The 19,116-nt window shown below is 44.8% G+C and carries 15 protein-coding genes; 6 read left to right on the top strand and 9 right to left on the bottom strand.

The annotated features are described in order from the left end of the window. Positions 1 to 2 precede the first annotated feature (2 nt). From gyrB to dnaA, 4 genes are read right to left on the bottom strand one after another with little or no spacing between them, the layout of a single operon-like run. Positions 3 to 2,417: a DNA topoisomerase (ATP-hydrolyzing) subunit B gene (gyrB, locus tag Xsto_RS06730; protein ID WP_099124494.1), complete on the bottom strand. Its 2,415-nt coding sequence runs from the start codon at positions 2,415 to 2,417 to the stop codon at positions 3 to 5. Between the two features lie 39 nt (positions 2,418 to 2,456). Further along, a complete protein-coding gene (recF, locus tag Xsto_RS06735; protein ID WP_099110053.1) occupies positions 2,457 to 3,584 on the bottom strand; it encodes a DNA replication/repair protein RecF in 1,128 nt (375 codons plus the stop codon). Positions 3,585 to 3,614: 30 nt separating this feature from the next. Continuing rightward, positions 3,615 to 4,715, bottom strand: coding sequence for a DNA polymerase III subunit beta (dnaN, locus tag Xsto_RS06740; protein WP_099110052.1), 1,101 nt, complete (start codon positions 4,713 to 4,715; stop codon positions 3,615 to 3,617). Between the two features lie 4 nt (positions 4,716 to 4,719). Then, on the bottom strand, positions 4,720 to 6,108 hold the full coding sequence (dnaA, locus tag Xsto_RS06745; RefSeq protein ID WP_099110102.1) for a chromosomal replication initiator protein DnaA: 1,389 nt from the start codon (positions 6,106 to 6,108) through the stop codon (positions 4,720 to 4,722). A gap of 760 nt (positions 6,109 to 6,868) precedes the next feature. On the opposite strand from dnaA, the gene rpmH reads away from it, so the two are divergent. From rpmH to mnmE, 5 genes are all read left to right on the top strand, one after another. Then, complete coding sequence (gene rpmH, locus Xsto_RS06750) at positions 6,869 to 7,009, top strand: 50S ribosomal protein L34 (RefSeq protein ID WP_038267117.1); 141 nt, start codon at positions 6,869 to 6,871, stop codon at positions 7,007 to 7,009. Between the two features lie 18 nt (positions 7,010 to 7,027). Next, on the top strand, positions 7,028 to 7,387 hold the full coding sequence (gene rnpA, locus Xsto_RS06755) for a ribonuclease P protein component (protein WP_099110051.1): 360 nt from the start codon (positions 7,028 to 7,030) through the stop codon (positions 7,385 to 7,387). Next, complete coding sequence (gene yidD, locus Xsto_RS06760; RefSeq protein WP_086954857.1) at positions 7,351 to 7,611, top strand: membrane protein insertion efficiency factor YidD; 261 nt, start codon at positions 7,351 to 7,353, stop codon at positions 7,609 to 7,611. Before rnpA ends, yidD begins: the two co-directional genes overlap by 37 nt. A gap of 2 nt (positions 7,612 to 7,613) precedes the next feature. Then, a complete protein-coding gene (gene yidC / locus Xsto_RS06765) occupies positions 7,614 to 9,263 on the top strand; it encodes a membrane protein insertase YidC (protein ID WP_099110050.1) in 1,650 nt (549 codons plus the stop codon). Positions 9,264 to 9,362: 99 nt separating this feature from the next. Then, the gene (gene mnmE / locus Xsto_RS06770) at positions 9,363 to 10,727 is read left to right on the top strand and encodes a tRNA uridine-5-carboxymethylaminomethyl(34) synthesis GTPase MnmE (protein WP_099124496.1); all 1,365 of its coding nucleotides are present in this window, start codon (positions 9,363 to 9,365) and stop codon (positions 10,725 to 10,727) included. 182 nt (positions 10,728 to 10,909) lie between these two features. Here mnmE and Xsto_RS06775 read toward each other — a convergent pair whose 3' ends face one another. The 4 genes from Xsto_RS06775 to Xsto_RS06790 form a co-directional block, all read right to left on the bottom strand. Continuing rightward, a complete protein-coding gene (locus Xsto_RS06775; protein WP_099124497.1) occupies positions 10,910 to 11,725 on the bottom strand; it encodes an energy transducer TonB in 816 nt (271 codons plus the stop codon). 8 nt (positions 11,726 to 11,733) lie between these two features. Beyond that, a complete protein-coding gene (locus tag Xsto_RS06780) occupies positions 11,734 to 14,685 on the bottom strand; it encodes a TonB-dependent receptor domain-containing protein (protein ID WP_099124499.1) in 2,952 nt (983 codons plus the stop codon). Between the two features lie 54 nt (positions 14,686 to 14,739). Next, positions 14,740 to 16,212: a surface lipoprotein assembly modifier gene (locus Xsto_RS06785; RefSeq protein WP_099124500.1), complete on the bottom strand. Its 1,473-nt coding sequence runs from the start codon at positions 16,210 to 16,212 to the stop codon at positions 14,740 to 14,742. Between the two features lie 90 nt (positions 16,213 to 16,302). Then, positions 16,303 to 17,034, bottom strand: coding sequence for a Slam-dependent surface lipoprotein (locus Xsto_RS06790; RefSeq protein ID WP_099124502.1), 732 nt, complete (start codon positions 17,032 to 17,034; stop codon positions 16,303 to 16,305). Between the two features lie 379 nt (positions 17,035 to 17,413). Here Xsto_RS06790 and Xsto_RS06795 point away from each other — a divergent pair, with 379 nt between their 5' ends. Then, the gene (locus tag Xsto_RS06795; protein ID WP_099124504.1) at positions 17,414 to 18,172 is read left to right on the top strand and encodes a transferase; all 759 of its coding nucleotides are present in this window, start codon (positions 17,414 to 17,416) and stop codon (positions 18,170 to 18,172) included. On the opposite strand, the gene fdhD is transcribed toward Xsto_RS06795, so the two are convergent. Beyond that, positions 18,169 to 18,990 (bottom strand): formate dehydrogenase accessory sulfurtransferase FdhD, encoded by an 822-nt coding sequence (gene fdhD / locus Xsto_RS06800; protein WP_099124506.1) that lies wholly within the window; start codon positions 18,988 to 18,990, stop codon positions 18,169 to 18,171. The genes Xsto_RS06795 and fdhD overlap by 4 nt on opposite strands. Between the last annotated feature and the right edge of the window lie 126 nt (positions 18,991 to 19,116).

Consider the following 19,116-nt stretch of genomic DNA (forward strand, 5'->3'; position numbering starts at 1 on the left):
TATTAAATATCAATATTTGCTGCTTTCAGCGCATTCTCTTCGATAAATGCACGGCGAGGTTCAACCGCATCGCCCATCAGGGTGGTGAACAGTTGATCCGTTGCAATGGCATCTTTCACAGTAACACGCATCATACGGCGGGTTTCCGGGTTCATCGTGGTTTCCCACAATTGCTCAGGGTTCATTTCTCCCAGACCTTTATAGCGCTGAATAGAAAGACCGCGGCGTGATTCTTTGCTCAGCCATTCCAGCGCTTGTTCAAAGCTGCTCACAGGCTGACGGCGCTCACCACGTTCAATGTAGGCACCTTCTTCAATCAGGTTGCTGATCAATTCACCCAGTTTGCTGATGCGACGGTATTCGCCACCGTGAATGAAATCGAAATCCAGATTGTAGTTGGTATCAACACCGTGGGTACGGATACACAGAACCGGCTCATAAACCTGACGTTCGCGGTTTTCATGGATCTGATAGCTGTAAGTGCTGCCATGCTGCTCTTTATCATTCAGGCGAATAGTCAGGGCACTGACCCACTCTTCCACTTTGGTCTGATCGGTTAAGGTATCTTCTGTCAGTTTCGGATGATAGACCAGATTGCTCAGTAACGCCTGAGGATACAAACGCTCCATACGTTTGATGATTTTTTGTGCGGCATTGAATTCAGTGACCAGCTGTTCCAGTGCTTCACCTTTCAGAGCCGGAGCATGTGGATTGGTATACAGTGATGCGCCATCCAGTGCGATGGACATCTGATACGCTTCCATTGCATCATCATCTTTGATGTATTGTTCTTGTTTGCCTTTCTTCACTTTGTACAGTGGTGGCTGGGCAATATAGACATAACCACGCTCAATGATCTCAGGCATCTGGCGATAGAAGAATGTCAGCAACAGAGTACGGATATGGGAACCATCAACATCGGCATCGGTCATGATGATAATGCTGTGATAACGCAGTTTGTCTGGGTTGTACTCATCACGGCCGATACCACAGCCCAGTGCGGTAATCAGGGTTGCCACTTCCTGTGAAGAGAGCATTTTGTCAAAACGCGCTTTTTCAACGTTCAGGATCTTACCTTTCAGTGGCAGGATTGCCTGATTCTTACGGTTACGCCCCTGTTTTGCAGAACCGCCCGCAGAATCACCCTCCACTAAGTAGAGTTCAGAGTGAGCCGGATCACGTTCCTGACAGTCAGCCAGTTTGCCCGGCAGACCAGCTAAATCCAGAGCACCTTTACGGCGGGTCATCTCACGCGCTTTACGTGCTGCTTCACGGGCACGGGCTGCATCAATGATTTTACCGACAACGGTTTTGGCATCGTTCGGATTTTCCAGCAGGTATTCCACCAGCTTCTCATTCATCAGCGTTTCAACGGCGGTTTTCACTTCAGAGGAAACCAGCTTGTCTTTGGTCTGAGAAGAGAACTTCGGATCTGGAACTTTAACAGAGATAACGGCAATCAGGCCTTCACGGGCATCATCACCGGTCGCGCTGACTTTGGATTTTTTGTTGTAACCCTCTTTATCCATGTAACTGTTGAGGGTACGGGTCATCGCGGTACGGAAGCCCACTAAGTGAGTTCCCCCATCGCGCTGAGGAATGTTGTTGGTGAAGCAGTAAATATTTTCCTGAAAACCGTCATTCCATTGCATAGAAATTTCAACACCGATACCGTCTTTCTCGGTGGAGAAATAGAAGACATTCTGGTGAATCGGGTTTTTATTGCGGCTCAGGTATTCAACAAATGCTTTGATTCCGCCTTCGTAATGGAAGAGATCTTCAGCATTAGTACGTTTATCAACTAAACGGATGGAAACACCGGAGTTCAGGAATGATAATTCGCGCAGACGTTTTGCCAGAATATCGTATTCGAACTCGGTGTTAATTTTGAACGTATCCATACTAGGCCAGAAACGCACGGTTGTTCCCGTTTGTTCTGTATCACCGACCACTTTCAGTGGTGACTGTGGAACCCCATGCTGGTAAGTCTGTTCGTGCACTTTGCCGTCACGACGGATAGTCAGTTCCAGTTTTTCAGATAAGGCGTTAACAACAGAAACCCCTACGCCATGCAGACCGCCGGAAACTTTATAGGAGTTGTCATCGAACTTACCCCCCGCATGCAGCACGGTCATGATGACTTCCGCTGCTGAAACACCTTCTTCTTCGTGTATGCCGGTAGGAATACCGCGGCCATCATCCTGTACAGAAACAGAGTTATCTGCATGGATAGTAACAACTATTTTGTCACAATGACCTGCGAGGGCTTCGTCGATAGCGTTGTCAACAACCTCGAAGACCATGTGGTGCAGGCCAGTACCATCATCGGTATCGCCGATATACATGCCTGGACGTTTACGAACAGCATCCAGCCCTTTTAATACCTTGATACTTGAGGAGTCATATGTATTCGACATCAACGTTTCTCGCTTATCTTAATCCTGTGGTTGAACCTCTTACCCTTCGTCTTTCGAATCGTCGTTCTGTTGGCTGAATTCGAAATCCATAGGGCATATTTTGCCATGTTCTACGCTAAACATCCTGCTATTTACGTCAATCATGTCTGCAACCTGCTCGGGTGTAATGGCACTGACAAACACCTGAGCCTGCGTAGATTTCAGACGCTCGGCTAATAACTTACGACGGCCGGCATCCAATTCAGAGGCAAAATCATCAAGCAGATACAGGCATTTTTGCCCGCTCTGTCGGGTGAAATATTCACCCTGCGCTAACCTAAGAGCACACATCAGTAACTTAAGCTGACCACGTGAGAGCATATCCTCTACAGATGTGCCGTCTGCCCTGATCCGCAGATCGGCCTTGTGGGGGCCGGATGCGGTATAGGTTAATGCTTTATCGCGCTCAAACTGCCGCGCGAGGAGTTCTGCATATTCACTCTCTTTGTCCCAGCCCTGCTGAAAAGAGATATTGAGAGTGAATTCAGGTAAAAACTGTTTACAGGTTTTCTCAATATCTTCCGCAATACCTGCAATATATTCAGCCCGCCATTGGCTTATCTGAGTTGCCAATGGTGCAAGCTCATGATCCCAATGCTGGATCTGGCTATAGCGGGTGACTTGCCGTAATGCCGCATTCCGTTGTTTGAGCAACCTTTTCAGATTAGCCCAGCCAGCAAAAAAACGCGGTTCATTATGAAAGCAACCCCAGTCGATAAAAGCCCGACGGTATTTCGGGCCGCCATTTAACAACGTAAAACCTTCCGGAGTGATAAGCTGCATCGGCAGCATTTTCGCCAGCTCTGCAATTTTATGCCCATCACTGCCATCTATTCTGACTTTGCTGTCACCCTGACGGTTTTTGCTCAGCCCAACGGATAACGTTCGCTCGTGGGATTGCTGTTCTAGTCTTCCATGAAGAATGAATTCTTCACTATCATGGCGGATAACTCTTCCCGCCTGAATGCTACGAAAAGCGCGCCCGTGACCCAATGTGTAAATGGATTCCAGTACGCTCGTTTTTCCGCTGCCATTCGGCCCGACCAGAAAATTAAAGCCCGTCGCCAATGGCAGGTCGGCATTGGCGATATTACGAAAATCGCGGATCAATAAACGCGAGAGAATCATGTTCAATGAGTTAATATACAGGCGTATTATTTACAGGCGCATCGGCATCACGACATATGTCGCGGCCTGGCTGGCTGAATTCTCTATTTTTACACTGGATGTGGCATCCGTCAGCAGCAAACTTACCTGCTCGCATTTCAGTGCATTGAGAACATCCAGTACGTAGCTGACATTAAAGCCGATTTCCATTTCCGTGCCCTGATAGCTGACATCAACAATCTCTTCTGCTTCTTCCTGCTCCGGGTTATTGGCAGTAATTCTGAGCTGATTTTCGCTCAGGTAGATGCGAACCCCACGAAATTTTTCGTTGGATAAAATCGCTGCTCGTGAAAATGCCTGCTTAAGCGTGTCACAGTTTGCTATCAGTGTCTTATCCGGATTTTTCGGCAGGACACGGCGGTAGTCAGGAAAACGCCCATCAACCAGTTTTGATGTAAATATGAAGTCACCAACGTGGGCGCGGATATTGTTGCTGCCGATCTGCAATTGAAGCGGGTTATCTCCGCCATCCAGTAATCGCATCAATTCAATAACGCCTTTACGTGGAACAATCACCGAGTGTGAAGGCAGACTCTGGCCAATATTCATGGAGCAGACAGCCAGACGGTGGCCATCTGTGGCAACAGTACGCAGTTCTTCCCCTTCAGTTTCGAACAGCATACCGTTCAGATAATAGCGAACATCCTGATGCGCCATTGAGAACTGGGTAGACTCAATCAGGCGTTTCAGTGTTGCTTGCGGGAGTGAGAATTCAACTTCACTTTGCCAGTCATCCAGATTGGGGAAATCGGAAGCAGGCAGAGTAGAGAGCGAAAAGCGGCTACGGCCGGATCGAACCAGTATGCGATCACCATCCAGCTCAACGCTGATTTCGGCACCGTCAGGCAACCCGCGCCAGATATCAAAGAATTTACGCGCCGGAATGGTGGTCGCACCCTGTTCATGTGGCTGAGTGAGCGTCACCCGAGCCTTCATTTCCATTTCTAAATCTGTACCTGTCAGTAACAGGGAGCCTTCTGTCACCTGCAACAATAAATTACCTAAAATAGGCAGGGTAGGGCGGCCGCCTAAAGGGCTGCTGACCTGTTGCAGGGGTTTTAATAATTGCTCACGTTCAATGATAAATTTCATAGCGCTAGGAAGACAATGTTCTGATTAAGTTAGAAAAATCTTCTTTGATATCATGACTCTCTTCACGCAGTTGTTCGATTTTACGACATGCGTGAAGTACCGTAGTATGGTCACGACCACCAAAGGCATCCCCGATTTCAGGCAAGCTGTGGTTTGTCAGCTCTTTTGCCAGCGCCATTGCCATCTGTCTTGGACGGGCAACGGAGCGTGAACGGCGCTTGGAAAGCAGATCGGCAACTTTGATTTTGTAATATTCAGCAACTGTTTTCTGAATATTATCAATCGTTACCAGCTTTTCCTGTAGAGCCAATAAGTCACGTAATGCTTCACGTACAAAATCAATAGTAATCGCCCGACCCGTAAAATTGGCATTGGCGATAACCCGATTCAAAGCGCCTTCGAGTTCACGAACGTTGGATCGCAGGCGTTTAGCTATAAAGAAGGCCACTTCTCCCGGCAACTGAATCTGGTTTTCGTCTGCTTTCTTCATCAGAATCGCAACACGGGTTTCCAGCTCCGGTGGTTCAATGGCAACGGTCAGACCCCAGCCAAAACGGGATTTTAACCGATCTTCAACGCCATTAATCTCTTTTGGATAGCGATCTGATGTCAGAATAATCTGTTGATTACCTTCCAGCAGGGCATTGAACGTATGAAAGAATTCTTCTTGGGATCGCTCTTTATTAGCGAAAAATTGAATATCATCGATAAGCAGGGCATCTACTGAGCGATAATAGCGTTTAAATTCTTCTATCGCATTGTTCTGCAAAGCCTTAACCATATCCTGAACAAACCGTTCAGAGTGCATGTATACCACTTTTGCATTGGCTTTGCGCGCCATGATGCTGTTACCGACAGCATGTAAAAGGTGGGTTTTACCTAAACCAGTGCCGCCATACAGGAACAGAGGGTTATAAGCTCCGCCCGGATTATCGGCAACTTGCCTGGCTGCGGCTCTGGCGAGTTGGTTGGATTTACCTTCGACAAAGTTATCGAATGTATGCTTTGGATTCACATTCGAACGATAAGATAACTCAGGCTGCGCTTTTGCATTATCCCAGCTAGGGCGTACAGATAAACTGGATGGAGCAGCAACCACCGGCATATCAGCAATGATTTTCTGAGATGTAGACTGGCTTGCTGAAACAGGCTTATTACCTACTTCAAAACGCAGTAACGGTACTTCAGGACCACAGAAATCATTTAATAACAAATTGATATTATTTATATATTTCTCTCTGACCCAATCCAGCACAAAGCGGTTGGGTGCATAAAGAGCCAAAGTGTTATCACTTAGTTCTGCCTGAAGGGGTCGTATCCACATACTGAATTCTGTGGCAGGTAACTCATCCTGCAATCGGGCAAGACATTGCTGCCAAAGCGAAAGTGACACGGCGAACTCCCCTAAAACAAGACCAATAAAAGAAACTGGAATAATAGATGCGTTATACTGGGCACAAGGCATTACTCTTTATCGATAAAGGTGCTCTCGATAAAAATATTACCGATGAGAACATTTATCGATGAGAAGACTCGCAGTACCTTGTGGCGATTTCTAGTTTCATCGCTCTCCCAACGATCCGTACAGCGAGATCGGAATCGTGACCGGTGATCATAACGCAAAAGACGACATAAATCCTCATTCTTTTACACAGCTTTGATGCTTTTTATCCACAGGGAGATCACCACGCTTTGGTACGCGGAGAAGATAAAGCCCATAGAAGATACTGTAGTGGAATCATGGTATATAGCAAATTCCATTTAGCTATCGTTTAAAATTCAAAAGGAAAGCAAGAGTATAATTACTATTCAAATAGCAGGATCGGTGTAGGATCCTTGCGCTTTATTGCACAGTCCGTATAATCTTGCACCCTGTGTGTGATGCCAAACGATTTTTTCCGGCGGTGGCTGGTGGAAGTCAGGGTTAACACCTTAGATAGCAAAAACTTTGGGTAGCAACAAGTCTGACATCAGCTGAAACGCGGTCAGACTCGCGTCATCTTGGAATTGACTAAGGGTAGTACATTTTATTACAATCCTGCCTCTTTCTATATATTGATGTTGCGATTGAGGCATCGGTGTCTACTTATTTCCACTGGTCGCCAACGCATTTGCTGAATCAGTTACAAATTTTAAGTTAGGTAGAAATCGCTATGAAACGCACTTTTCAACCATCCGTACTGAAGCGTAACCGTACTCACGGCTTCCGCGCACGTATGGCCACTAAAAATGGTCGTCAGGTTCTGGCTCGCCGTCGTGCGAAAGGCCGTGCTCGTCTGACTGTTTCTAAGTAATAAAGCTAACCATTCCACGTGGTTAAGCTCGCTTTTCCGAGGGAGTTACGTTTGTTAACTCCCGAGCATTTCACTTATGTTTTCCAGCAGCCACAACGGGCAAGTTCCGCAGAGATAACCATCCTTGGACGCCTTAATCAGCTGGGGCATCCCCGTATCGGTCTGACCGTCGCCAAAAAAAATGTTAAACGCGCCCATGAGCGAAATCGTATTAAGCGATTAGCCCGTGAAAGTTTTCGTTTAAACCAACATAAATTACCGTCAATGGATTTTGTGATTTTGGTGAGGAAAGGGGTCGCTGAGCTTGATAACCGTGAGCTAACGGAAACGTTGGGCAAATTATGGCGTCGTCACTGTCGCTTGGCTCGCGCCTCTTGATTGCTTTAATCAGAGGTTATCAGTTAGTGATTAGTCCACTGCTGGGGCCTCGTTGTCGTTTCAATCCTACCTGTTCCCAATATGGCATTGAGGCACTGCGTAGGTTTGGCATGATGAAAGGCAGTTGGTTAACGGTGAAACGCATATTAAAATGCCACCCTTTACACGAAGGTGGTGATGATCCTGTCCCACCTAAAAAAAACGAAGATAACAGAGAACATTAACGATGGATTCGCAACGCAATCTTCTTCTCATCGCTCTGCTGTTTGTTTCGTTCCTGGTCTGGCAGGCGTGGGAGAATGATAAGAACCCACAACCAACAGTACAGGTCTCGCAGCAAACCAATACGCTGAGTAATGAAGCAGTCAGTGGGCAAGGTAAACTGATCACCGTGAAAACGGATGTGCTTTCGTTGCACATCAATACCCGTGGTGGTGATATCGAAGAGGCTGACCTGTTGGCCTATCCGGATACCCTCGGTTCCAAGATGCCGTTCAAGCTTCTGGAAACAACCCCAGAATTTACTTATCAGGCTCAAAGTGGCTTAACAGGCACTAATGGCCCGGATAATCAGGCTGAACGTCCTCTTTATACTGCTGCTCAGAACAACTACGTTTTGGCTGAAGGTCAGGATGAGTTGCGTATTCCTATGACTTATACCGCGCCGGATGGTGTTGTATATGTCAAAACTTTCGTATTGAAACGCGGTAACTATGCTGTCTCTGTTGATTACAGCATTGATAACGTGACTGACAAGCCGTTGCAGATGGCATTCTTCGGTCAGTTGAAGCAGAGTGTTGATCTGCCGAAACATCGCGATACCGGCAGCAGCAATTTTGCTCTGCATACTTATCGTGGTGCGGCTTACTCATCTGATCAAGAAAAATACGAAAAATACAAATTTGATGAAATTGAAAGTAAACCACTTTCAGTAACCACACAAGGTGGCTGGGTAGCGATGCTTCAGCAATATTTCGCCACTGCGTGGGTTCCTGGAGAAGGTAAAACCAGCAATTTCTACACCATTGACCTGAAAAACCAGAAAATGGCGATTATCGGGTACAAAGGTGAAACCATCAATATTGCACCAAATAGTAAGCAGAACATCGCTTCTACTCTGTGGGTCGGTCCTGAAATTCAGGATAAAATGGCTGCTGTTGCACCACATCTGGATCTGACAGTTGATTACGGTTGGTTGTGGTTTATTTCTCAGCCTCTGTTCAAGTTACTGAAATTCCTGCACGAGTTCATCGGTAACTGGGGCTTCTCCATCATCGCTATTACCTTTATCGTGCGTGGTATCATGTACCCGCTAACTAAAGCGCAATACACTTCTATGGCGAAGATGCGCCTGTTGCAGCCGAAAATCACTGCAATGCGTGAGAAATATGGCGACGACCGTCAGCGCATGAGTCAGGAAATGATGGCGTTGTACAAAACAGAGAAAGTAAACCCGCTGGGCGGCTGTTTACCTCTGGTTATTCAGATGCCAATCTTCCTTGCATTGTATTATATGCTGATGGGCTCTGTTGAACTGCGCCATGCACCATTTATCGGCTGGATTAATGACCTGTCTGCACAGGATCCATACTACATTCTGCCATTGCTGATGGGTGTGACTATGTTTGTGATCCAGAAACTGTCACCAACGACGGTTACTGACCCAATGCAGCAGAAGATCATGACTTACATGCCTGTCGTGTTCACTGTTTTCTTCCTGTGGTTCCCATCTGGTCTGGTGCTGTACTACATCGTCAGTAACCTGGTAACCATTATCCAGCAGCAGGTTATTTTCCGCAGTCTGGAAAAACGCGGTCTGCATACCCGCGAAAAGAAAGAGAAGAAAGAAAAGCAAATCGATCTGACCAAGAAATAATTTCTTGAGAAACGGGTCTTTTAAAAAATAAGTAGAAGGCGGTCATTGGCCGCCTTTATTATTTCCATTCATTGGCAAATTGGTAAAAGAGAGAATTCCATGAATACCACCGATACGATAGTTGCTCAGGCCACCCCTCCGGGACGAGGTGGTGTTGGTATCCTGCGTATTTCTGGTCCCAAAGCTGCGGCAGTTGCTGAGGTGGTATTAGGGAAACTCCCGAAACCCCGCTATGCCGATTATCTGCCATTTCGTGATGTAGATAGCTCAGTTTTAGATCAAGGTATCGCCCTTTATTTCCCCGGCCCTAATTCCTTTACGGGTGAAGACGTACTGGAACTTCAGGGGCACGGCGGCCCGGTTATTCTTGATTTACTACTGAAACGCATTCTGACTATTTCCGGTGTGCGAATCGCTAATCCCGGTGAGTTTTCTGAACGTGCTTTCCTGAACGATAAACTTGATTTGGCGCAGGCTGAAGCGATTGCCGATCTGATTGATGCCAGTTCTGAACAGGCCGCGCGTTCTGCGATGAACTCCCTACAGGGAACATTTTCCAATCAGGTTCACCAAATGGTGGAAGAACTGACTAACCTGCGCATCTATGTTGAAGCAGCGATTGATTTTCCTGATGAAGAAATTGATTTTCTTTCTGATGGCAAGATAGAAGCCAAGCTGGATGAAGTGATTGCGGAGCTTGAACAGGTTCGTTCGCAGGCTCGTCAGGGTAGCCTGTTGCGTGAAGGGATGAAAGTTGTTATTGCTGGCCGCCCGAATGCAGGTAAATCCAGCCTGCTGAATGCGCTGGCGGGGCGTGAAGCAGCGATTGTGACGGATATTGCAGGTACAACCCGTGATGTTTTACGCGAACATATTCATATTGATGGAATGCCCCTGCATGTGATTGATACTGCTGGTTTGCGCGAAGCCAGCGATGAAGTGGAACGCATTGGTATTGAGCGGGCATGGCAGGAAATCGAACAGGCGGATCGCGTGTTGTTTATGGTAGACAGTACGACGATGGATGCCATCGAACCTGAAAAAATCTGGCCGGAATTTATGGCTAAGCTACCAGAATCCCTGCCTGTAACGATTATCCGTAATAAAACAGATATGACAGGTGAAGCCAGCGGCATATCAGAAATTAATGGCTACACGTTAATTCGTCTTTCTGCTCTTGCAGATGAAGGAATTAATCTGCTGCGTGATCACCTCAAAGAAGCGATGGGCTTTAACAGTAATACTGAAGGCGGGTTCCTCGCACGACGCCGTCATTTACAGGCATTGAATACCGCAGCAGAACATTTGCAGGAAGGCCATCAACAATTGGTATTCGCTCGTTCCGGGGAATTATTAGCGGAAGAACTTCGGTTGGCACAACAGGCATTGACTGAAATCACCGGAGAATTTACGTCTGATGATTTGCTTGGACGGATTTTTTCAAGTTTTTGTATCGGGAAGTGATGTTCTGATAAATCAGAAAAGTAAATTTCATTGAGTAAATTTGAAATTTTCTGCTTCGTATGCGCTCCGATTTTGATATTTCGGAGCACTACTTAGCATTGCCTCTGAGGACAGGATGTTGATTTTTTCAATCAGTGACATTTGGCTTGTTATTGCTCAATAGGTCGGTTATGACATGTATACTATCGAACCAACTCAAAGCTGATTTGTAGTGTGATATCTGCTGCCAGTGTTGTTGGTTTCGGGCCAATAGATTGAGCAAGACTAAGCGCTTTCAGTGCTTCATTATCCATTGCACTATGGCCCGAGGATTGAATGATTTTGGCGGCAGTGATTGAACCATCATCTTGAAGTATAAAGTTGACGATGACTGTACCTTCCTGCTTCATTCGTTTTGCTTTGCGGGGATAACGCTTGTGGCGCTCAATTTCCTGCCGGAGCCTCGCATAGTAATTATCTGACTCACTATTACCCTGACCCACTAAAGGTTGAGAAGTTGTCGCCTGACTCATTCCACTTTGTGAATTGACCTGATCAGTACCATCCGTTTCAAGTTCCTCTGGGTTGTTTTGGGGCGCCTGAGATGAAGGAACAGATTTCTTTTCTCTATTTTCTTTCGGTTTTTCTTTTGGCTGTTTTTTAGGTTTTATTGGTTCGGCCGGAGTATCGATCTTTTTTTCTGTTTGAACGGCTTTATCCAGTGCAATTACCGGGGTTGTCGGTGATTCAGGAGCAGTCAGAACAGGCTGAGATAATTCAACTGGCTCCGGCTCTTCTGCTAATGCTGAGGTCGCAACCATCGTGATTGAAAAACTTGTCAAAGGAGAATTCTGATTAAGATGATGGGCACTGTCATCGTTCGATGCTGTATGTCGGTTTAACAGCCATATCAGACTGATATGCAATGAAACAGCGATAATAATACCAACCAGAAAACGTTTACTGAGTGTTTTCTGCGTGTTGATCACTGCGTTGTTTGATATGACTGTATTGAACATACTATCCTCTAAAACTGACTGGTAAGGCTGAGCTTAAAGGTTCTGCCCGGTGCTGGTATCATTGAGCGAGTTAGCGGATCAAGATAATAGCGGTTAGTTAAGTTTGTGCCAGTCAGTTCCATTGATATCGCAGGGGTGATCTGGTAGCTGACATAAGCATCAACGGTGAAGACGGAGTTCCAGCGCATCGGGTTGTTGGATTGCCCTTTGTAAATATCCGGTAAGGCATTCATCAACCATTTTTCATCTTTGTTTTCTGCACCACTGTGATAGAGCATCCGGCTACCCAGCTCCAGTTTTTCATCAAACAGGCGTCCGCCGATATTCAGATTAGCTGTGTATTTCGGCTGAATGGAAGTACGCAGATACCCCCCCGGAAAACCACCATCAATACATTCTGGAATGCCATAACGATTCTGGGAATCCATTCTTGCAACGGAGTTATGGTCGCAAACCTTGTTTTTCATGTTGTAGACTAAACCCATATCAGTAAAGAAACTGCCGTTGTCGTAACGAGCCTGTAATTCTAAACCTGCCAGTTTTTGTTTATCTAACTGGGCGAAATTATAGGTATTATCCCTGTCGAATACATTTTCAATAACCGTGTTGTAATAGGAGAGTTTGATATCCGCATTACGTTCAGCATTCACTAACTGGCTGAAATCATAAACGAAACCTGTTTCTATGGTTTTGGCTCGTTCTGGTTTAAATTTCAAACCAATGTAATTTTCTTTAACGCCAGAAAAACCGACAGTATCTTCAAAAATACTGGGCATTTTGACTGCTTCGGCATAACGGGTATAGACTCTGAGATCGTCAGTGATATAGGCAGTAGCTGAGAATGTTGGCGCCCATGCGTGAGATTTACGTTTTGGGGCTGGTTCCCAGAGATCGTCAATATAGGGGGTTCTTATGCTATTGGCGTCAACGCCCATACCATACTCATATTTATAGACTTCTTTACCACTGATTGGATCGATAACCTTTTCATTCATATCCAATTGGCCATTGAAATAGGGGTTATCGTTTTTATTAAGTTTTCCTGTTTCAGTGTTATATTTCCACGCGAATTCTTCTTCAACTAACCATCTTTTTTGCTGAATGCGATCATTTTTATATTTTATTTTGTTTGTTTCATTACGCAATTTGCGTTTTTCTGTTTTGCTAAGTTTAGAATAATATTTCTTATCCCATCGTTTTTTGACGTTGTTAGCTTCTTCCTCTGTCACTGTTCTAAAATAGCTCATATCATGACCGATTATTTCGCCTCCCTCTCGATAACGTTCATCTTTTGCAGCGCGTCGTTCAGTGAGGAAATCATCTTTGGACCAATAGGAAATACGTTTAGCTCCGGCACTGAGTGCCAGCCATGACGTAGGCCGCCAGTCAAAATTAAAAGCAAGATTGATTTCCTGCCGCTGTCCTTTCCTTGCTGGAGACTGGAAAAAGTACATATTTTGGGAGTTGTATTTATCATTAGAATCCAGGTGCTCATGCTGGAAATTTCCCATTAGAGTCAGATCCAGATTACGGGTTAGCTCAAATTTATTGGAGATATCTACACCCCAACGATTATTTTGAGAATTGGTGAGAGCTGTATTGATTAAGGTCCCATCAATATAGGCATTTTTACCACTTTTTCCGCTCTCCCAAAGATAGTCTCTGGCAATAGGGCTGCGGGGATATCCACCTGCGGTATTGGTATTACTTGTTGTACGCGTTGTCCATAAATTCATATCGAAATCGATATAGGATTTTTCGGCAGGATGCCATTTATAAGTCAGGTTAGCTGCTTGTTGGCGAACATTAGCCAGTGGCCATTGAGGAACACTATTTTCGTCAGCAAGCACCATTGCCAGCCTTGAAGGCATGATATCGCCGAACTCCATATGAGTATTGCGGAAAGCGAGTTGCAGTGCCTGGTCATCGGTAAAGTGCCAGGTGTTTTTGATTAACACTGATTGCATCTCGCTGGAAGTATTGGGAACTTCATTACCGGGGCGATAAATGCGTGCTGCAAAAGGGAGGTAAGGATCTAAACTTGTACGTGCTCCGGTCATCAGTTTCTTATCGGCTTCGGTAATTGAAGCATCATAACGATGTGCCCCCCCCTTACCGGCAAAATAGTTACCTTGCCGGCGATAAGCATAAGCTAACATCAAGTCAAAATATTCTTGCCGTGTACCTACCGCAATCCGGAAGGCATTATCTTTGAATCCAAACAGTTTATTGTCTTTTGAGGAATGCGGAGTGATTCTTAATGCCGGATCGGTTTCAGCATCATTTTGGATAAAAGTGGGAATATCACGATAGTCCTGCCCTAATGACAGTGACGGTTTTCTTTCCCTGACTGAGTTACTGCTGGTTTCCAGTTTGGTATTGATACCAAATGTTTCACCTTCCGGTACCACATCATCAATATTGAGTGTTTTGATGGAGACAGCGCCTCCGACGGAACCTTTCACTCTGCGATTCAGAGAAGGCCCTTTCTCAATTTCAATACTGCTGATTAAGTTAGGATCAATATAGTTGCGGTTATTGGCACCGTTATAGCCACGTCCAACGGTAATCGCCTGTTCTGTTCCATCAATCGTGACGGGAATACGTCCCTGCCCCTGAATGCCACGAATATTGATATCCAGAGCACCGCTATTGCGGGCATCACCGCTGTAAACACCAACTGCCCCTTTAATGACATCAGCAGGGGATGCGCCTTTGTAGCGCTCTATCTCCTTTTTGCCGATATAAATATTGGAGATATCTTTGTCATAAACCGCATCATAACCGGCTTCATCTTTATCTCTGTTATCTGTCACCCGGATTTTACCTAAATCAGCTTTGCCATCTGACGTCGTTGTAGCCGGTTTGGATTCAGCAAATAAAGGAGGTGCTGCCAGTGAAAATGCCAGTGACAGAGCGATTGTGATGGGTGTTAGTCCGGTTTTAATTTGATATGCCATTGATATTTCTTGCCTCAGTTATCATCGCACAAATAAAAAATCATCAGATTTTGATTAAAAAAACTTTTCCAGCCTGAGCAGCACTTCGTTTTTTTTATAGCTGTACAGCCAATCCACATTGCTATGGTTGCGCCGATGGCGGAAAGTAACAGAAGGAGTCATACCCATTATTTCTGCGGCAGGTACTTTGATAGTTGCCGTGTAGATTTGCTCCGTATCATGACGCTTGGCATTCAGCATCGGGTTATAAGCGCCAAAATGGCGATCACGCAGTGTGGCAGACAGTAAGCCATTAATACCGTGATAAATCTGTCCACCAACTCCTGCCCGAATGCCCCATTGTTGATAGCGATCTACGGGGTACTGGTCATTGCCTCTATAGATCCAGTCTCCGCCACCAAACAGAACAAAGTCTTTGCCGATAGTGTGGGATAAACTCAGAAAAGAAGAGGTCAATCCACCGTCTTTTTTGCGGTAATCGTGCTGATGGCGCAACAGCTTATGCTCAAGTTCAATATTGAGGGCGGTTTGAGTCGTTATTCCCCATCGCCATTCTGTTTTGATTCCGGCAGCGTGGTAAAAGCGATCACCGGCAAGTTGTTTATATTCAAACAACGGACTAAAGGAGATATCGTGATTTTTGCTTTTATAACTGTAGCCACTGGCTAGCTGGATAGTGTTTTCATTGCCATCTTGATAATTGCGGTAATTTTCACCATAAATCAGTCCACGGATAACAAGGCTGTGATAACCGGAAAGTTGGTGTCTTCGGCTTAGAGTCGCATCATAGGACATGCCCCATGCTTTGACAGCTTTTTCTATTTGGCGCTTAACTATGCTTCCGTCAGGAGTAAAACCGAGAAAGGTAGCGTCCTGATCAGATGACATATTCACATTATTGTTGTAGGCGTAACCAGCAGAGAATGAGCCACGCCAACTGTTTCTCAGTGCTATCGCTTCAAGATAACTGTTAATGTTCTTCAAGACGGCTTCGGATAATTGTTTTTTTTCATTCAGCTCTGTAAATAGACGTTCAGATTCATGATTTTTATAATCTTCAAAATAGACTCGGGCCAGTTCCAGTTTGATGCGGGGAAAATCAGGCTGTTGGTTCAGAATTTGTTGATAATAATGCGCAGAGAGATCTAAATGACCATCAAAGCGAGCCAGACCACCCTGAGCAAAATTCACCAATAAGACATCATGATCTGATAATTTTTGGTAAGCAGTGAGAAAACGTCTGACATCCGGCCATTGCCGGTGATTTATTGCAAGAAAGAGCGCCAAACCAATATCGTGCAGATTATTTTCTACCTGAAATTTTTGTCCGTTAAGGGTAATTAGTGAGGATCCGTCATTGGAAAAAACAGGATCAGGTGTAATCAGATTGTTTTCATTTTCCTGTTGATTATGTTGTGCTTCCTGCCAAATTTTGCGTGAGGTATCTTCATCAGCATATATAGGCAAGGAGATGAAAAAAGCCATCAATGCCGTTAGTAATATCGGTATTTTTCTATTATCAGACATCGAAAAATCAGCTCACAAAATCCATGTTATTAGAAATAAAAACAGAGAACAGTGCTAAAAAGTTGGCACTGTTCTCTGAAAAATTAGTAATTACTGTTTAGAGCCGCCAAAAGCGGTATCTTTGGAGCTGTCACCATCAAATTTTGCATAACCAGCCAGACTTGATGCATTGTCACCAAAGAAATGACCTTCTGTTGTACCTGCGAGATTGCCAATTTTGGCATCTCCTTCAAAACTTGCGTCAGCATAAATATCGGCATTGATATCTATGGTCATTGCGGTATTTGCCATTGAACCAACCAGAGTTTTCTCACCAAAATCTGCAGTAAATGTACCGGATAGTGCATTGTTGCCGCTGTATTGGTTAATACCGGTCACGGTATAGGTTGCTGTGCCGTCAGTCGGAATATTGGTGGTAATATCTTTACCCGCATAATAAACCGTATGGGTTGGGTCATCAGCTTTACCAGTCTGAGACCATTCACCAAAGTAAACTTCTTCATTGGCAACTTTACTGAAATGGAATACTCCCATGCCGCCGTGGGGACTTGCCATTGAGATATTATGAATACCATTACTATCAGCAGGTGCCATGCGGGTCAGGCCAGAAAAGCCAGTGATTTGACCGCCATAAACGGAACTAATACCGATACCCGGTTCACCACCTTTGCCGCCGTGTGGGCCTTTACCGGGTTGTGTTGGACCAACCTTAACGTATGTTGGTGAACTTACCTGACTCTGACCAAATCCTACTGCTGCGTGAGCCTGTGCCATAAATCCCAAAACGCCTAAAGCGGCGACTAATACCTTAACTTTTTTCATCGTTATCCTCATTTAGAGTGGGGGATCCCTCGTTACCCAATCATAAAAATGGCCTGATTTATTGCGCGGGAGGAATGTACATTCTTCAAATGTTAATGTAAATGATAATTATTTTTATTTAATGTTTGTTTTGTTTGGGTTTTAATCAGCGAATAATTCAATTAGTTGTATTTAAATGATTTTAATTTTTGATAAGAAGCAGAGATATTTTGTCGTTTTTCTGAAAATGTGATGAGGTTAAATTTAATGGCCTGTAGTGATTGCGTGATTAATAGTCCCGTTCTGGCTGCAAAAACACATTTATTTTACTTAGCTAATTCATTAATTTTTTGTATGTATTATTTTGATTCAAAGAACCGTCTTTAATAGGGAGTTAATTATGGATGCAAAAATTATTATTCAGTCTGCCAGAGAGAGGGAAGATATTGAGGAAAAATCGAGTGATTTTATTGTTGCCAGCTGGCCCTTATTTTCGAACTACGACAAGGTGTTTGAACAGTATTGGGATTCCTTATATGAGCCCCCGTTTAGTCATTTTCAAAAATATGCCATTCTGCAACAGGGACAGGAAGAGCGTCTTATTGGGGTATTAAATTCAATTCCTTTTTTATGGGAAGCCCCCTCACTGGAACAGCTGCCTGACGAGGGGTGGGATGCAATACTGCAACTTGGTGTGGAGGCTAAGGGACAGGCGAATATGTTGTCAGCACTTTCTGTTACCGTTGATCCTGATTTTCGTGGCTGCAATATTCCAGCGCTATTAATTAATAGTGTGAAGCAAACCGCTCGTGAAGCTGGATTACAAGGCGTCGTTGTACCTGTCAGGCCAAGCCGAAAAAGCTGTTATCCATTGCAAGATTTTGTCGAATATTGTGGTTGGAAAAATGAAAAAGAGGAGCCATTTGATCCTTGGATACGCACTCATTGGCGTTTAGGGGCCAAAATCATTAAACCTGCATTCCGTTCTATGCATATTGACGGGACAGTGGAAGAATGGGAAAAGTGGACAGAAATGAAGTTCCCACAAAGCGGGGAGTACATTATTCCGGGCGCATTGGTTCCCTTGGTGGTGGATACAGAAAAACAGATCGCTCATTATATTGAACCCAATTTATGGATGCTTCATAGCATTGATTAATTGGTTAACCGCTGAGAATGCGTATACACCGTTGCTCGCTCTGGTTTACAGAAACCGACTAGCGTCAGATTACATTTTTCTGCTACTTCGATTGCGAGTGAAGTAGCAGCAGAAACGGCAAATAATATTTCCACGCCACAATTGGCAGATTTCTGCACCATTTCATAACTGGCACGGCTGGAAACCAAAACAGCGCCTTGTTGCCAGTCTGTTTTTGAACGCATTCCCAATAGCTTATCTAAAGCAACATGGCGGCCAACGTCTTCACATCCACCGAGTAAATTTCCCTCTGAATTAATCCAGCCAGCAGCATGTGTACAGCCAGTTAATGAACCGATGTCTTGCAGGAGAGGTAATTGTGCAAGCGCCTGATCCAGATAAGCCAATGAAAACGTTTGTGTAAAAGGCAGTGGAGTGATGGGGCGGAAGATTTCTGATATTTGCTCAGTGCCACAAATACCGCAACCGGTTCGGCCTGCCATACTGCGTCGGCGTTCTTTCAATTCAGCGAAACGGCGACTGGAGAGTTCGATATTGACTTCAATACCGCCGTGGCAGCCGGAAGTTATATCAATCCCGCGAATTTCCTGCGGAGAAGTGATAATCCCTTCAGATAGGGAGAAGCCAATTGCGAAATGTTCGAGGTCTTTTGGACTTGCCATCATGACGACATGGGAAATGCCGTTGTAGACTAAGGCAATCGGTACTTCTTCAGCTACCCAGTCCAGCTTAGGGGTGGGCAAATGATTTTTTTGTTGTACATAGATGCGGGTAGTGCCACTGACAGCTTGCTGATTTTCTGGCTTTTTTTTATCCATCTGGCTGATTCTCAATCGGCTTCACTTTTCATTTCATTGCCAAGTTTACATTATTTATCCGTAAATAAAAAAAGCATGTTCCAGTGATTAAATTAAATACAGGGTTTTTATATTTTATTTGATATC

The organism is Xenorhabdus stockiae (genome assembly GCF_002632825.1).
Classification (GTDB): Bacteria; Pseudomonadota; Gammaproteobacteria; order Enterobacterales; family Enterobacteriaceae; genus Xenorhabdus; species Xenorhabdus stockiae.